At 60.8% G+C, this 14,015-nt stretch carries 11 protein-coding genes; 10 read left to right on the top strand and 1 reads right to left on the bottom strand.

Annotated features, from left to right (window positions below; all coding sequences use genetic code 11):
* The first annotated feature begins 194 nt into the window (after positions 1-194).
* The 4 genes from NE851_RS23915 to arcC all read left to right on the top strand — a co-directional run bounded on the left by NE851_RS23915 (position 195) and on the right by arcC (position 3,760).
* Positions 195-401 carry a hypothetical protein gene (locus NE851_RS23915; RefSeq protein ID WP_028755968.1) on the top strand — a complete coding sequence of 69 codons (207 nt, stop codon included), beginning with the start codon at positions 195-197 and terminating at the stop codon, positions 399-401.
* 147 nt (positions 402-548) lie between these two features.
* Positions 549-1,778 carry an arginine deiminase gene (arcA, locus tag NE851_RS23910; RefSeq protein ID WP_063475211.1) on the top strand — a complete coding sequence of 410 codons (1,230 nt, stop codon included), beginning with the start codon at positions 549-551 and terminating at the stop codon, positions 1,776-1,778.
* A 37-nt stretch (positions 1,779-1,815) separates the two neighbouring features.
* Entirely contained in the window at positions 1,816-2,820 is a 1,005-nt protein-coding gene (locus NE851_RS23905; RefSeq protein ID WP_028755964.1) for an ornithine carbamoyltransferase, read from the top strand.
* 1 nt (position 2,821) lies between these two features.
* Positions 2,822-3,760 carry a carbamate kinase gene (gene arcC, locus NE851_RS23900; protein WP_028755963.1) on the top strand — a complete coding sequence of 313 codons (939 nt, stop codon included), beginning with the start codon at positions 2,822-2,824 and terminating at the stop codon, positions 3,758-3,760.
* 12 nt (positions 3,761-3,772) lie between these two features.
* On the opposite strand, the gene NE851_RS23895 is transcribed toward arcC, so the two are convergent.
* Entirely contained in the window at positions 3,773-5,143 is a 1,371-nt protein-coding gene (locus tag NE851_RS23895; RefSeq protein WP_028755962.1) for an amino acid permease, read from the bottom strand.
* 256 nt (positions 5,144-5,399) lie between these two features.
* On the opposite strand from NE851_RS23895, the gene NE851_RS23890 reads away from it, so the two are divergent.
* The 6 genes from NE851_RS23890 to NE851_RS23865 all read left to right on the top strand — a co-directional run bounded on the left by NE851_RS23890 (position 5,400) and on the right by NE851_RS23865 (position 13,993).
* Positions 5,400-5,759, top strand: a complete 360-nt coding sequence (locus NE851_RS23890; RefSeq protein WP_244604781.1) for a hypothetical protein — start codon at positions 5,400-5,402, stop codon at positions 5,757-5,759.
* 200 nt (positions 5,760-5,959) lie between these two features.
* Positions 5,960-6,886, top strand: coding sequence for a cation diffusion facilitator family transporter (locus tag NE851_RS23885; RefSeq protein ID WP_254962444.1), 927 nt, complete (start codon positions 5,960-5,962; stop codon positions 6,884-6,886).
* Between the two features lie 173 nt (positions 6,887-7,059).
* Positions 7,060-9,321 carry an Orn/Lys/Arg family decarboxylase gene (locus tag NE851_RS23880; RefSeq protein ID WP_183907364.1) on the top strand — a complete coding sequence of 754 codons (2,262 nt, stop codon included), beginning with the start codon at positions 7,060-7,062 and terminating at the stop codon, positions 9,319-9,321.
* The gene (speC, locus tag NE851_RS23875) at positions 9,318-11,681 is read left to right on the top strand and encodes an ornithine decarboxylase (RefSeq protein WP_028755958.1); all 2,364 of its coding nucleotides are present in this window, start codon (positions 9,318-9,320) and stop codon (positions 11,679-11,681) included. The genes NE851_RS23880 and speC overlap by 4 nt, the downstream gene beginning before the upstream one ends.
* A gap of 18 nt (positions 11,682-11,699) precedes the next feature.
* Complete coding sequence (potE, locus tag NE851_RS23870) at positions 11,700-13,058, top strand: putrescine-ornithine antiporter (protein ID WP_028757847.1); 1,359 nt, start codon at positions 11,700-11,702, stop codon at positions 13,056-13,058.
* 17 nt (positions 13,059-13,075) lie between these two features.
* The gene (locus tag NE851_RS23865) at positions 13,076-13,993 is read left to right on the top strand and encodes an amino acid ABC transporter substrate-binding protein (protein ID WP_438270076.1); all 918 of its coding nucleotides are present in this window, start codon (positions 13,076-13,078) and stop codon (positions 13,991-13,993) included.
* The last annotated feature ends 22 nt before the right edge of the window (positions 13,994-14,015 follow it).

Genomic DNA, 14,015 nt, shown 5'->3' with positions numbered 1-14,015 from the left:
CGTGGGCGGGCGAGCCGCAAGGAATATCGGCGATCGAGAGATGGCCAAAGCTCGTCGGATCTATTTCCGCAGACAAGACCCACACTTGCCGGCTGATTGCCGGTCAGGCCAAAACCTGCCGGTTGGATGATTGGTGTGCCGGAATGACAACCTCGTGTCCGGTTGACCCGGTGGATCGTCGGGAGGGTTTGGTAATGTGGCGATTGCCAGTCGAAGCTCCATTCGAACAGGATATAGAGCTCGCCGTCATCGACGACGAAGGCGTGCATGCCCTGGTTTTCCCCTGCCAGCGTCTCCCCGACGGCTGGATCAATGCGGTGACCGGCGACGCGCTCGACATTCATCCCACCCATTGGCGCCTATGGCAAATCCATCGCTGCGATGTTCCGGGTCTTCAATGACCTCTCGCCCCAAAGCGGCGGAAGGACCGCAACATACTGTGCCGTGGATTGTCTGCGATCAATGACACGACCGATCGGGCCGAAATAGTCTGCTTTTCGAAGGACGGCCGACGCGGCCGCGATCTGGAAAGCCGGAAGGAGGACCATATGCGTGGTTTCGGGGTTCACTCGGAGGTCGGGAAATTGAGAACCGTCATGGTTTGCAGACCGTCGTTGGCTCATCAGCGACTGACACCTGCTAACTGCCATGATCTGCTTTTTGACGATGTCCTATGGGTACATGAGGCTCAGAAAGATCATTTTGATTTTGTGCTGAAGATGCAGGAACGGGGCGTTGAAGTTCTCGAGCTCCACGACTTGCTCGGCCAGGCGCTTGCCAACAAACAGGCGCGCGATTTCGTATTGGACCGGCGCATTACTCCGAATGTGCTCGGCTCGCAGATCGCCGAGGCGATGCGACCGTGGCTTGACGAAATGCCCCCCACGCAGCTTGCCGCATTCATGATCGGCGGCATCGCAATCTCCGACCTGCCTGAGGTCAAGGCGAAGTCGCTGATGCTCAGCGCCTTGCCGGAGACGGATTTCGTCATCCCGCCGATTCCGAACACCCTGTTCCAGCGCGACCCCTCTTGCTGGATCTACGGCGGCGTGACCTGCAACCCGATGTTCTGGCCGGCAAGACGCGCCGAAACGCTGATCCAGCGTGCGATCTACAAGTTTCATCCGATCTTCCTCGGCGGTGATTTCCAGATCTGGTGGGGCGATTCAGACAATCAGTTCGCCAACGCCTCGATGGAGGGAGGCGACGTCATGCCGATCGGCAACGGCACCGTCCTGATCGGCATGGGCGAGCGTACGACCTATCAGGCCGTCGGTCAGGTGGCGCAGGCGCTGTTCAGGAGCAAGGCCGCGAAGAGGGTGATCGGCTGCCTGATGCCGAAGAGCCGCGCGGCAATGCACCTGGATACCGTTTTCAGCTTTTGCGATCGCGATGTCGTCACGCTGTTTGCCGAGGTCGTCGACCAGGTCCGCTGCTACAGCATGTATCCGAAAGACGACGACGGCACGTTCGAGATTCATCCTGAAACTCGACCAATGCTCGATGTCGTCAGCGAGGCGCTCGACTTGCCGCGATTGCGCACCGTCGAAACCGGCGGCAATTCCTACCAGGCCGAGCGCGAACAATGGGATGACGGCAACAATGTCGTCGCGCTCGAGCCCGGCGTCGTCGTCGCCTACGACCGCAACACCTACACGAATACGCTTCTGCGGAAGGCGGGGATCGAGGTCGTCACCATTCGCGGCGCCGAACTCGGCCGTGGCCGCGGTGGCGGGCACTGCATGACATGTCCCATCTGGCGCGACCCTGCTTACTGACGTTTCCATCCACGAAACAGGCTGACGGAGCAAGACCATGAGTTTCAATCTGCGCAATCGATCGCTTCTGACCGTGCAGGACTATACACCGCGGGAATTCCGTTACCTCCTCGATCTCGCCCGCGATCTGAAGCGGGCCAAATATGCCCGCACCGAGCAGGAACACCTGAAAGGCAAGGAGATCTGCCTGATTTTCGAGAAAACCTCGACGCGAACGAGGTGCGCCTTCGAAGTCGCCTGCTCGGATCAGGGCGCCAACGTCACCTATCTCGATCCGTCCGGCTCGCAGATCGGGCATAAGGAATCCTTCAAGGATACGGCGCGAGTGCTCGGCCGCATGTATGATGCCATCGAATATCGCGGCTCGGCGCAGAAGGGCGTTGAGACGCTGGCACGTTATGCCGGGGTGCCGGTCTATAACGGCCTGACGGACGAATATCATCCGACACAGATGATTGCCGACGTCATGACCATGCGCGAACATAGCGACAAACCGGTCGCCCAGATCAAATATGCCTATGTCGGCGACACCCGCTCGAACATGGGGCATTCGCTGTTGATCGTCGGCTGCCTGCTCGGCATGGACGTGCGTATCTGCGGCCCGAGATCGCTGTGGCCTTCGGAAGAATATATGAAGATCGCCAGGGATCTTCAGCAGGCCTCGGGCGCTCGCCTGCTGGTCACCGAAGATCCGAAGGAGGCGGTCAAAGACGTCGATTTCATCCATACGGACGTCTGGGTCTCGATGGGCGAGCCGAAGGAGGTCTGGCGCGAACGCATCAAGCTGCTCACGCCCTATCAGGTCAATCAGGAACTGATGAAGGCGACCGGCAATCCGCAGACCAAGTTCATGCACTGCCTGCCGGCATTCCACGACACCGAAACCACGCTCGGCAAACAGATCGCCGAAGATTACGGCATGGACAATGGACTTGAAGTCACCAACGACGTCTTCGAGTCCGAGGCCAATGTCGCCTTCGAGCAGGCGGAGAACCGTCTGCACACGATCAAGGCCCTGCTTGTCGCGACCCTGGGAGATTGACATGCGTGTGGTGATTGCGCTTGGCGGCAATGCGCTTCTGCGGCGCGGGGAAGCCATGACCGCCGATACCCAGAGACGGAACGCGCGCGTCGCGGCTGAGGCGATCGCGCCATTGGCGGCCGAACATGAGATCGTCGTCACCCACGGCAACGGGCCGCAGGTGGGGCTGCTTGCGCTGCAGGGGGCGGCCTACAAACCCGAGGAAGCCTATCCGCTCGATGTTCTCGGCGCCGAGACCGAGGGCATGATCGGTTACATGCTGGAACAGGAACTCGGCAATCTCTTGCCGTTCGAGCAACCTTTGGCCACGCTGCTGACCATGGTGGAGGTCGATGCCGCCGATCCGGGCTTCCAGAACCCCACGAAGTTCGTCGGCCCCGTCTATGAGAAAGCCGAGGCTGACCGGATCGCCAAGGAAAAGGGCTGGGTTTTCAAGCAGGATGGCGAAAAATGGCGGCGTGTCGTCGCCTCGCCGGCGCCCAAACGCATCTTCGAGATCCGCCCGGTCCGATGGCTGCTGGAACAGCGCACCATCGTCATCTGTGCGGGTGGCGGCGGCATTCCGACAATGTACGAAAAGGGCCACGACCGGAAGCTGATCGGTGTCGAAGCGGTGATCGACAAGGATCTGTGCTCGGAGCTGCTGGCGCGCGAGCTCCGAGCCGATCTCCTGATCATGGCGACGGATGCCGAGGCCGTCTACACCGATTGGGGCAAGCCGTCCCAGAAGGCGATCCATCAGGCCCGTCCCGACGATTTCAAGCAGTTTTCCTTCCCGGCCGGGTCGATGGGCCCGAAGATCGATGCCGCCTGCCATTTTGCGCGGGCCGGTGGCAAGACCGCGGCCATCGGATCGCTTGCCGACATTGCGGGAATGGTGCGCGGCGAACGCGGAACGATCATCAATGAAAATTTTGCCGGCCTGAGCTGGCACAGCTGACCGCCCGATCTTTCAAGCAAACTTATCCTGAGAGGGCAGGGGGCGCGATACCGCGCCCCCTGCTGCCGTCTCCTTGTCTGTGGCGCCAGTCGCATTTCGTTTTTGCCAGACATAGACCGGGATGCCGAGCATCAACAGCACGAGGCCGTATAGCACCGGTTCGGCGCCGGAGCCGTAGAGGGTGAAGATTGCAAAGACGAAGGCGATGATCTCGATTGCGCTCACCCGTGGCATTCGCCCATGGGCGGCACCAGCAACGAGGGTTCCGGCAAGCGAGCAGAAGGCATAGGGAATGACGGCGGCCATGGTGCTCAGACCGACCATGAGCCGGTAGGCCGCCGCGAAACCTTCGGAGCCGATCGCCTGGACAAGAACCAAAAGCGTTGCGAACGAGGCTGAGATGATCATGCCCCATGCCGGCACGCCGCGCGCGGAGAGCCGCGCAAAAAGCGGCGGAAACAGCCCGTCCCGGGCAGCAGCCATCGGGACTTGCCCCATCAGCAGAGTCCAGCCGTTGAGAGCGCCGATCGAGGAGAGCAGCACGGCAATCGAGATCGCCAGCTCGCCGGGCCGTCCCCACATGATCCCCGCGGCCTGGGAGAATGGCGCAACCGAGCGAACGAGCTGTTCGCGCGGCAGGAGGCCCATCACGACAATGGTGCCCAGGACATAGAGGGCGGCGGCGATCGAGATCCCAAGCACGGTCGAACGGGGGATGGTGCGCTCGGCATTCTCGACATCGCCTGCAGGCACGGTCGCCGATTCCAGCCCCAGATAGGCAAACATCGTCAGCGGCGCCAGCGTTGCGACCGACTGCAGCAGCGATTGTCCGCTCGGATTGAATTCGGAGAAATGCGAGGTGTCGATGAAGAGAAGGCCGATGATGGCGACGGCGCCGAAGGGAAGCAGCTTGGCATAGGTGGTGACCTGCGCGAAGACACCCGCCGCATGGACGCCGCGAAGATTGACGAGCACGATCGCCCAGATCACGCCAAGCGTCAGCACGGTCGCGGCGAAGCGGTTGCCGAGAGCAGGGAAGAGATCGACCATGACGCCGGCAAAGGCAATGGCGATGACCGGCAGCGACGTCCAGATGGAAATCCAGTAGCCCCAGGCAATCAGGAAGCCGGCGAAATCGCCATAGGCGAGCCTCGTATATGCATAGGGGCCGCCGACAGCGGGCACGAGGCGCGCCAGGCGCGCAAAGGTGAGGCCGAGGCAGATCGCGCCGGCGCCCATGACGATCCAGACGATAATCGCAAGGTTGCCATAGGGCGCGACTGCGGCCGGCGAAAGATAAAAGCCCGACCCCACCATGTTTCCCACCACGATGGCGGTGCAGGCAGCAAGTCCGAGGCTCTTGCCATTTGGCGACGTTGTCATGGTCCCCTCCCGATAAACATCCTTTCCGACGCCGATATCGCCTCGGACATCTGTTCCCGGACGCAATCTTCCTCCCAAAGAACAGATGCCGCAATCCGGTTCAATGCGTAGTGGGCGACGGTCTGAAAGCATCAGAAAATATGCGGGCCATCGGCAATGTACCTGCTTGAACAGCATTGATCGTACTCAATGCTTGGCGTCGGTGCATGAGCTATCTTCGACACCGAACGTCATTTAGTTCTCGGGAGTAAGAGCGATGAAGATGGCCATGATCATTGGACTTGCCGTATTCACTGCCGCCGCCGGAATTGCTCCGGTCGAGGCCCAGCAGAATCGACGCGAATATCGGAGAATGAACTGGAGCGAAAATCTGCCCGAGGCGGTGAGAACCTATCACGACAGACGATTCACGATCGTTAGCTACAGGATGGCGGATTTTTCGGAGACAGGCTCACACCCTAAGCAGGGAAGTGAAGAACATGTCAAAGCCATCAGAGACGCAATTCGCGCGAACAAATGGCTTGCGGCCCAGCTCAAGGCCAAGAAGCTTACCGCGAACGACATCGAATGGGTCTCGCGGGCACGCAACGGCAATATGACCTTCTATACAAAATGAGCGGCATTTGTGCCGGGTAAATTTCAGGCTGGGGCGGCCGCGCGGCCTTCCCTGCGCGCCCACCGCATGATTGGCTGGTTGCCATGGCGCGGCTGCGGCCGGCAATGGAAAAAGCGGGCCTACTCCGTCTCACACTTCGTCTCACCTTCACGACCAGCATAAAACGATTGGAACGAAAGGTGTCGGAGGCGGGGACAATGATGTTAGGCGAGCAGGGATTTCTCAGGATCTCGATCGCGGCGACGGTTGTGGTCGCTACGCTCGGCGTGGTTTTCGGCATCCTTTCCGGATCGTTCTCCATCGCCTTCGACGGCGTTTATTCGCTGGCCGATGCGGCGATGACCGGGCTTGCGCTCTGGGTTTCCAGCCTCATCATACAATCGACCCAGAGCGACGCGCAGTCGGGCAGAATCCGAAACCGCTTTACCATGGGCTTCTGGCATCTGGAGCCCATCGTGCTGATGCTCAATGGCTGCCTGCTGATGACGGTCGCCGTCTATGCACTGATCAGCGCGATCATCAGCATCCTGAACGGCGGCCACGAACTGCAATTCGGCATGGCGGTCGCCTATTCCGCGGCGACCCTGCTTGTCTGCGCCGCCATGGCTTTCCTTGGCGTCAGGCTGAATGCCGGCATCAAATCCGATTTCATCTCGCTCGACATCAAGGCGTGGATCATGTCCGGCGGCATCGCGTTAGCGCTGCTGATTGCATTTCTGATCGGCATGGCTGTGCAGGCGACGCCCGTCGCATGGGTCGCCAGCTATATGGATCCCGCGGTTCTGGCGCTGGTCTGCCTGGTCATGATCCCGCTTCCGATCGGCACTGTCCGGAAGGCGTTGAGCGAGATCCTGCTGATCGCCCCTGTCGATCTCCAGGAGCATGTCGACCGCGTCGCCTCGGAAACGGTTCGCCGCCTCGGCTTCCTTTCGCACCGCGCCTATGTCGCCCGGGTCGGCCGCGCAATGCAGATCGAACTCTACTTCATCGTACCGGAAGGGCTTCCGGCAAAGACGGTAGAGGAATGGGACGCACTCCGCGACGAGATAGGGGCCTCGATCGGAGACGAGAGCGCCAATCGCTGGCTGACGATCGCCTTCACGGCCGACGCGGAATGGGCGGAATAGGCGGAATAGGCGGAATAGGCGACGTCAGCGTTCCCATCGATATCGAAATCCTTTGCCTCAGGTTGATTGCAATCAACGACGGTGCATCACCCGTCATGTACGATCCCTCCAGCTGAGATACGCTTCGCTGCAGAGCGGCCACGGCCTTTGACTCTCGGTTTCCGGAGGAACGCATGGAATTCCAGATGGCATTTCCGATAGCCGTTATCGACGAAGACTTTGATGGCAAGAGCGCCGCAGGACGCGGCATGCGCGATCTGGCGGCCGCAATCGAAAAGGAAGGCTTCCGGATCGTCTCCGGCGTTTCCTACGAGGATGCGCGGCGCCTCGTGCATATCTTCAACACCGAATCCTGCTGGCTGGTATCCGTCGACGGGAGCGAGGACAAGACCACGCGCTGGCAGCTGTTGGGAGAGGTATTGGCCGCCAAGCGGCAGAGGAACGACCGCCTGCCGATTTTCCTCTTCGGCGACGAAACGACCGCGGAAGACGTCCCGGCCGGGGTGCTTCGCCACGCCAACGCCTTCTTCCGGCTGTTCGAGGATACGGCGGAATTCATGGCGCGCGCCATCGCGCAGGCTGCGCGCAACTATCTCGACCGGCTGCCGCCGCCGATGTTCAAGGCGCTGATGGACTATACGCTCGAGGGCGCCTATTCCTGGCATACGCCCGGCCATGGGGGTGGTGTCGCTTTCCGCAAGAGCCCCGTCGGCCAGCTCTTCTATACTTTCTTCGGTGAAAACACGCTGCGATCCGATATCTCCGTATCGGTCGGCAGCGTCGGTTCGCTCCTGGATCATGTCGGGCCGATCGCCGAGGGCGAGCGCAATGCCGCACGCATCTTCGGCACCGACGAGACGCTATTTGTGGTCGGCGGCACGTCGACGGCAAACAAGATCGTATGGCATGGCATGGTGGGGCGCGGCGATCTGGTGCTGTGCGACCGCAACTGCCACAAGTCGATCCTGCACTCGCTGATCATGACGGGCGCAACTCCGATATATCTCACGCCGTCGCGCAACGGGCTCGGCATCATCGGCCCGATCTCGAAGGATCAGTTCACCCCGGAATCGATTGCTCGCAAGATTGCCGCAAGCCCCTTTGCCGGGCAGACGAGCGGCAAGGTCCGGTTGATGGTTATCACCAACTCGACCTATGACGGGCTTTGCTACAATGTCGATGCGATCAAGGCATCGCTCGGCGACGCAGTCGAAGTGCTGCATTTCGACGAGGCCTGGTACGCCTATGCCAATTTCCACGAATTCTACGATGGCTTCCACGGCATCTCGTCGAACCAGCCCACCCGATCGCAGAACGCCATCACCTTTGCCACGCACTCGACGCACAAGCTGCTGGCGGCCCTTTCGCAGGCATCGATGATCCATATCCAGCATGCCGAGAACAAACGTCTCGACGTCACCCGCTTCAACGAAGCCTTCATGATGCACACCTCGACCTCGCCGCAATATGGCATCATCGCTTCCTGCGATGTCGCCGCCGCGATGATGGAACAGCCGGCCGGGCGTGCACTGGTGCAGGAGACGATCGACGAGGCGATCAGCTTCCGCCGGGCGATGAACGCGGTGAGGCAACAGACGGAAGGCAGCTGGTGGTTCGACGTCTGGGAGCCGACGGTCGCCGAGCAGACGCCGACTGATATCCACGCCGACTGGGTTCTGAAGCCGGATGATGCCTGGCATGGGTTTACCGGCCTTGCCGAAAACCACGTCATGGTCGACCCGATCAAAGTCACCATTCTGTCGCCGGGCCTGTCGGCAAGCGGAGCGATGGACGAGCATGGGATACCGGCGGCCGTCATCACCAAGTTCCTGTCCTCCCGACGCATAGAAATCGAAAAGACCGGCCTCTATTCCTTCCTGGTGCTTTTCTCGATGGGCATCACCCGCGGCAAGTGGAGCACGCTCGTTACCGAGCTCCTGAATTTCAAGGATCTCTATGACGTCAATGCGCCATTGACCCGCGCGCTGCCGGCACTCGCTGCATCCCATCCTGAAGCCTATGGCGGCATGGGGCTCAAAGACCTCTGCGAACAGATCCATGCGATCTACCGCAAGGACGATGTGCCGAAGGCGCAGCGCGAGATGTACACCGTCTTGCCCGAAATGGCGTTGCGTCCCGCCGACGCCTATGACCGGCTGGTCAAGGGGCGGATCGAGAGCGTCGAGATCGACAATCTCATGAACCGCATCCTCGCCGTGATGATCGTACCCTATCCGCCGGGTATCCCGCTGATCATGCCGGGCGAGCGGATCACCCAGTCGATAAAATCCATTCAGGACTATCTGCTTTACGCCCGTGATTTCGACCGGAAGTTCCCCGGTTTCGAGACGGATATCCACGGCCTTCGATTCTTGCCCGGTGACGGCGGTCGCCGCTATCTTGTCGATTGCATTGCAGAGGAGGGGCAGGAATGATCCCGCGCGATGTGAAGTCTCCGACGGTCGCCATACCGTTTCACAAGATGCTGAAGATCGTGGCCGTCATCGACCGCGACAATTCTCAGGCCCAGGAACTGGTGGCACAGATCACCGCCCAGGGTTTCCAGGTGGAGCTGCGCCACGACTATTCCGCTGATGTATCTGAGGATGCTGACGTCGGCGCCTATATCGGCTCGGTCGAGGGCGGCAAGCTGCCGGCGGCACGTAACTTTCTTCGCTCGGTCAGGGATATCGGTTTTCGCACGCCGATCTGGGCAATGGCGGATACGCTGACGATTGCGGATATGGATGTCGTCGAGATGGCCGGCGAGGTGGATGGCTTCGTCTATCTCGGCCAGCAGACGCCGACCTTCTATGCCAAGCAGATCGTTTCCAGCGCGGTCAATTACGGCAAGTCGCTGCTGCCGCCGTTTTTCGGCGGCATGATGGCCTATGACGGCGAGGCCAATATCGCCTTCGATTGCCCTGGACATCAGGGCGGCCAGTTCTATCGAAAATCACCGGCCGGCCAGCTCTTCTTCAAATATTTCGGCGAGAGCATTTTCCGCAACGATCTCTGCAATGCGGACGTCGATCTCGGCGACCTCCTGATCCATGAAGGCCCCGCCGTCGAAGCACAGAAGCAGGCTGCGCGCATCTTCGGCGCGGACCGCACCTACTTCATCCTGAACGGAACAAGCACCTCCAACAAGGTGGTCGCCAACGCGGTGCTGCGCAGCGGCGATCTCGTGCTCTTCGACCGCAACAATCACAAATCCCTGCATCAGGGCGCGCTGGTTCAGGCGGGCGCCATCCCGATCTATCTGCCGACCGCCCGCAATTCCTTCGGCATGATCGGCGCGGTCGACTGGGCGGCCTGGGACGAGAGCTGGCTGCGGCGAAAGATCGAGGAACATCCGCTTGTCACCGACAAGAGCCGCGCGCAGGCGGAGAGGCCTTTCCGCCTGGCCTGCATCCAGCTCGCGACTTATGACGGCACGATTTACAATGTCCGGCAGGTCATGGAGAAGATCGGTCATCTCTGCGACTACGTGCTCTGGGACGAGGCTTGGATCGGCTACAACGCCTTTCATCCGCTCTTCGAGGGCCACAGCCCGATGCGCCTGAAAGACCTGCGGGCGGACATGCCTGGCCTGTTCTCCACCCAATCCGTGCACAAGCAGGGCGCCGGCTTCTCGCAGGCATCGCAGATCCACAAGCGGGACGAACATATCAGCGGCCAGCGCCGGTTCGTCGAACACAAGCGTTTCAACGAATCGCTGCTGATGCATGTTTCGACCTCTCCCTTCTATCCGCTCTTCGCCTCGCTTGACGTCAACGCCAAGGTGCATGAGGGCAAGGCGGGCGAGATGCTCTGGGACCGCTGCATCGAACTGGGGATCGAGGTGCGCAAGAAGCTGCGCGGTTTCGTCGAGCACTACGAGTCCAAAGCCGCAGGCACGGAAGAGCAATGGTTCTTCGATCCCTTCGTGCCGGACAAGGTCACCATTTCGGGCTCAAAACATACCACCGACCTCGAAGCCGTACGGTGGGAAGATGTGTCCACGGATGTGCTCAAGCGCGAGCAGCAATGCTGGCGTTTCGATCCACAGGCAAAGTGGCACGGTTATGCCGGATATGCGCCTGATTACACGATGGTCGATCCGAACAAGCTTACGCTGCTGACGCCCGGCATCGACCGCAAGACCGGTGAATATCGCGAGTTCGGTATCCCGGCGACCGTCGTCGCCAACTACCTGCGCGAGCAGCGGGTCGTCGCCGAAAAATGCGACCTCAACAGCCTGCTTTTCCTGCTCACTCCAGCCGAAGACGAGAGCAAGCTGAACACGCTCGTCGCCAAACTCGTCAAGTTCAAGAATCTCTGGGATCGCGACGCGCCGCTGCAGGAGGTGCTGCCGACGGTCTTTGCGGCCAATCGCGAGCGTTATGCCGGCTATACGGTCCGCCAGGTCTGCCGCGAAATGCATACCTTTTATCGCGATGCCGGCGTCAAGGAATTGCAGCGTCTCTGCTTCCGCTCGGAGAGCTTCCCGGAGCCGGCCATCGCTCCCAAGCAGGCCTATGAAGCGCTGGTCGCCAACAATGTCGACTATGTGTCGTTGACGGAAGCCGCCGGCCGCATTTCGGCAACGCTGGCGCTGATCTATCCGCCCGGCATCGGCGTGATCGTGCCGGGAGAGCGCTGGGACGACCGAGCACGACCCATGCGCGACTATTTCCTCGCCTTCGAGGAATCCTTCAACCGGTTTCCGGGTTTCAACTACGAGGTCCAGGGCGTGTTCCAGGAGCGGGTCGAGGGGCGGATCAAATTCCACACATATGTCGTGCGCGAGTAGCGGCAGGAGGATTTCATCATGACCGACAACACGATGCATCTCGCGGCCGAGACCACCGCGAAGAAAAAGATGAATCTGGTGCAGCTCACCTTCATCGTCGCCGTGAACATGATGGGGTCGGGCATCATTATGCTTCCCGCCAACATGGCGCAGGTCGGTGCAATCTCGCTCCTTTCCTGGCTGGTGACCGCCGTCGGCTCGATGGCGATCGCCTATGGCTTTGCTCAGGCCGGATTGTTCAATCAGCGCCCCGGGGGCATGTCCGCCTATGCGGAAGATGCCTACGGAAAAGACGGCTATTTCCTGGTGTTCTTCCTGTACTTCCTGTCGCTCGCCATCGGCAATGTGGCGATTGGTATTTCGGCCGTTGGTTATCTCGCCGGCTTCTTTCCGGTGCTGACATCCACGCCCATCATGACCTGCCTGGCGCTGATCGTGCTTCTGTGGCTGACGACGGCCGCCAATTTCGGCGGTCCGCGTATTACCGGGCGTATCGGTTCGATCACAGTCTGGGGCGTCATCCTTCCGGTCGGGCTGCTGTCGATCATCGGCTGGCTCTGGTTCAGTTCAAGCACATTCGGCGCTGCCTGGAATCCGAAAGGGCTGACACTGGCCCAGGGCATGGGATCGAGCATTTCGCTGACGCTCTGGGCCTTCCTCGGCATGGAGTCGGCGGCGCAGAATTCGGATGCCGTCGAAAACCCAAAGCGTGACGTACCGCTCGCCTGCATGTTCGGCACGCTCGGGGCAGCCGTCATCTATATCCTGTCGACGACAGTCATTCAGGGCATCGTGCCGAATGCCGAGCTCGCCACTTCAACAGGTCCGTTCGCACTGGCCTATGCCACGATGTTCAATCCGACGATCGGTTCGATCATCATGGCGCTGGCGGTCCTTGCCTGCCTCGGCTCTTTGCTGGGCTGGCAGTTCACGATCGCCCAGACGGCGAAAACCGCTGCCGATGAGCGGATGTTCCCGTCCATATTTTCCCGGGTGAACGAGATGGGCGCGCCGGTCAGCGGCATGATCATTCTAGGCATCGTGCAGACAGGTCTTGCCCTGATGACCATATCGCCGACTTTGAGCGAGCAGTTCTCCGCGCTCGTCAACCTCGCTGTCGTCACCAATGTGCTGCCTTACATCATAGCGCTGTCTGCCCTGTTCGTCATGATGAAGGCCGCTCGCGTGCCGCCGGCGAAATACCGGCTGAATGCCACGATCGCCTTGGTCGGCATGGCTTACAGCGTTTTCGCCATCTATGCCTCCGGCAAGGATGCGGTACTCGGCGGCATGATCGTTACAGGGATCGCTTTCATCATTTACGGGCTTATCGCCCCGCGTTTCGCCAGCGGCGTGAACCGGGCGCCGGCCGAGTAACACAGGGAGGACCAAACATGTCAGGTAGAAATGGTCGCTGGGCGGCAATTGCCGCCTCTGTCCTCGCCGTGATGGCCGTCGCACCGCCCGCGCCCGCCCAGACGCTCGACCGCGTCAGGACGTCCAGCGCGCTGAAATTCGGCTACGACCCCGACGCGAGACCTTTTTCATTCGATGCCCAGCAGGGCAAACCCGATGGCTATGCGGTTGCCCTCTGCAACAGGATAGCCGACAGCCTGAGGGCTCAGCTGAACCTGCCGAAGCTCGACGTGGAATGGGTTTCCCTTGCAGGCGACGCCAAGCTGCGTGCCATACAGGATGGCACGGTGGACCTTGTCTGCGGGGCGGAGCCGGTGACGCTCAGCCGCAGGCAGCAGGTCTCATTCTCACTCCCGATCTTCCCGAGCGGTACCGGGGCGCTGCTCAATGCGAGTGCTCCGCTGGCGCTGCGCGAGGTTCTGCAATATGGCGAGCCATCGAGTCGGCCCGTCTGGCGCGGCGCGCCGGCCCGCACGATCCTCGAGCACAAGACATTCTCCTCGATAGCCGGCACGACAAGCGAAGGCTGGCTGTCCGACAGGATCAAGACCTTTCAGCTCGCGGCAACGGCGACGCCCGTGAACAGCTATCAACAGGGGATCGAGCGTGTCCTGGACGGCAGTTCGGCGGTGCTCTTCGGCGACATGCCGCTTCTGATGGATGCCGCCGCCCGCAGCGACAGCTCCGGCAAGCTCATCATCCTCGAGCGTCATTTCACCTACGAACCGCTCGGCCTCGAGCTGGCGCGCGGGGACGAGGATTTTCGCTTGGCCGTCGATCGCGCCCTGAGCCAGGCCTATGCGGCGCAGAATTTCCGGGTGTTTTTTACAACATGGTTTGGCCAGCCTGACGACGCAGTCGTGACCTTCTTCCAGCAGACGGCTCTTCCGGAATGAGGCCGCGAGCAGATCAGGGAAG

The organism is Rhizobium anhuiense bv. trifolii, assembly GCF_024346605.1.
GTDB lineage: Bacteria > Pseudomonadota > Alphaproteobacteria > Rhizobiales > Rhizobiaceae > Rhizobium > Rhizobium anhuiense.
Note: the sequence above shows the minus strand (reverse complement) of the source record. Positions and strands in the feature narration are given on the sequence as shown.

Excerpts from the sequence above, each read along its gene's own strand:
- arcC (WP_028755963.1), top strand. The coding sequence starts at position 2,822 with ATGCGTGTGGTGATTGCGCTTGGCGGCAATGCGCTTCTGCGGCGCGGG.
- potE (WP_028757847.1), top strand. The coding sequence starts at position 11,700 with ATGACCGACAACACGATGCATCTCGCGGCCGAGACCACCGCGAAGAAA.
- NE851_RS23895 (WP_028755962.1), bottom strand. The coding sequence starts at position 5,143 with ATGACAACGTCGCCAAATGGCAAGAGCCTCGGACTTGCTGCCTGCACC.
- NE851_RS23905 (WP_028755964.1), top strand. The coding sequence starts at position 1,816 with ATGAGTTTCAATCTGCGCAATCGATCGCTTCTGACCGTGCAGGACTAT.
- NE851_RS23885 (WP_254962444.1), top strand. The coding sequence starts at position 5,960 with ATGTTAGGCGAGCAGGGATTTCTCAGGATCTCGATCGCGGCGACGGTT.
- arcA (WP_063475211.1), top strand. The coding sequence starts at position 549 with ATGCGTGGTTTCGGGGTTCACTCGGAGGTCGGGAAATTGAGAACCGTC.
- NE851_RS23890 (WP_244604781.1), top strand. The coding sequence starts at position 5,400 with ATGAAGATGGCCATGATCATTGGACTTGCCGTATTCACTGCCGCCGCC.
- NE851_RS23880 (WP_183907364.1), top strand. The coding sequence starts at position 7,060 with ATGGAATTCCAGATGGCATTTCCGATAGCCGTTATCGACGAAGACTTT.
- NE851_RS23915 (WP_028755968.1), top strand. The coding sequence starts at position 195 with ATGTGGCGATTGCCAGTCGAAGCTCCATTCGAACAGGATATAGAGCTC.
- speC (WP_028755958.1), top strand. The coding sequence starts at position 9,318 with ATGATCCCGCGCGATGTGAAGTCTCCGACGGTCGCCATACCGTTTCAC.
- NE851_RS23865 (WP_438270076.1), top strand. The coding sequence starts at position 13,076 with ATGTCAGGTAGAAATGGTCGCTGGGCGGCAATTGCCGCCTCTGTCCTC.